At 65.9% G+C, this 1,075-nt stretch carries 2 protein-coding genes; both read left to right on the top strand.

What is annotated here, in order from left to right; all coding sequences use genetic code 11:
- Positions 1-789, top strand: a 789-nt coding sequence (locus ACSFA3_RS25485; protein WP_435508110.1) for a winged helix-turn-helix domain-containing protein, incomplete at its 5' end; no start/stop codon positions are given.
- Positions 790-945: 156 nt separating this feature from the next.
- Positions 946-1,075, top strand: a 130-nt coding sequence (locus ACSFA3_RS25490) for an NAD(P)H-dependent oxidoreductase (RefSeq protein ID WP_435508111.1), incomplete at its 3' end; no start/stop codon positions are given.

The raw sequence follows: 1,075 nt of genomic DNA on the forward strand, positions 1-1,075 counted from the left end.
GCGGAAGACTACCTGGCCAAGCCCTGCAATCCGCGCGAACTGCTGGCGCGCATCCGCACCGTGCTGCGCCGCACCGCGCATGCGGCCGCTGTCGGGTTGCCGGCGCAACAATCCGTGCCGCCGCCTTCCGGCACGGCCACGGCGCAAGAGGCGCAGCAGCCCGAGATGCTGTACTTCGCCGGCTGGCGCATGGACCTCGAAACCCGCCTGCTGCATGACCCGCAAGACCGCCCGGTGGACCTCTCCGACGGCGAGTTCCGCCTGCTGCGCGCGCTGGTGCAGCACCCGCGGCGGGTGCTCACGCGCGACCAGCTGGTGCAGTACGCGCTCGGCGCCGAAAGCGATTCGTACGACCGCGCCATCGACGTGCAGATCAGCCGCCTGCGCCGCAAGCTGGCCTTTGGCGAGACGCGCGCCGACCTGATCAAGACCAAGCCCGAGACGGTGCGCAAGTTCGTCGAGGCATCGATCATCGGCTGGAACAACTACCTCTACGGCGACAACAAGGCCGCCAACGAGATGATCGCCAAGATCAACCCCGACTCGCCCGTGGCTGCCTCGCAAGGCTCCATCGAGCTGATGAAGAAGATGGGCATCGTCGACAGCGGCGAGACGCTCACCAAGGGCATCGGCGCAATGGACGAGGCCCGCGTGAAGGACTTCTACGACAAGATGGTCAAGGCCGGGCTGTACAAGGCCGGCGAGGTCGATCTCTCGAAAGTCGTGACCACGCAGTTCGTCAACAAGGGCGTCGGTGTCGACGTTCGCAAGAAGCTGACCGGCAAGTAAGCCGCTTCGAAAGTTTTTCCCGTGGGTCGCGCGGGGCTTGCGCCGGGGTCAGATGCCGGCGCCTGGGTTGCCATAAGGCACTGCGCGGCCTTTTGTTCCTTGGGCTCTGACCCCGTCTCGCCAGTCACGCAAGTCCTGAGCGAACCGGCCCTCCACATGAAAACGCTAGTCGTCCACTGCCATCCGAACCCTGACAGCTTCAACCACGCGCTCTATCGCACCGCCCTCGAGGCGCTCGAACCGCGACACCCCGTCAAGGCCATCGACCTGTACGCCGAGGGCTTCG

The organism is Variovorax glucosi (assembly GCF_051216695.1).
Taxonomy (GTDB): domain Bacteria; phylum Pseudomonadota; class Gammaproteobacteria; order Burkholderiales; family Burkholderiaceae_C; genus Variovorax.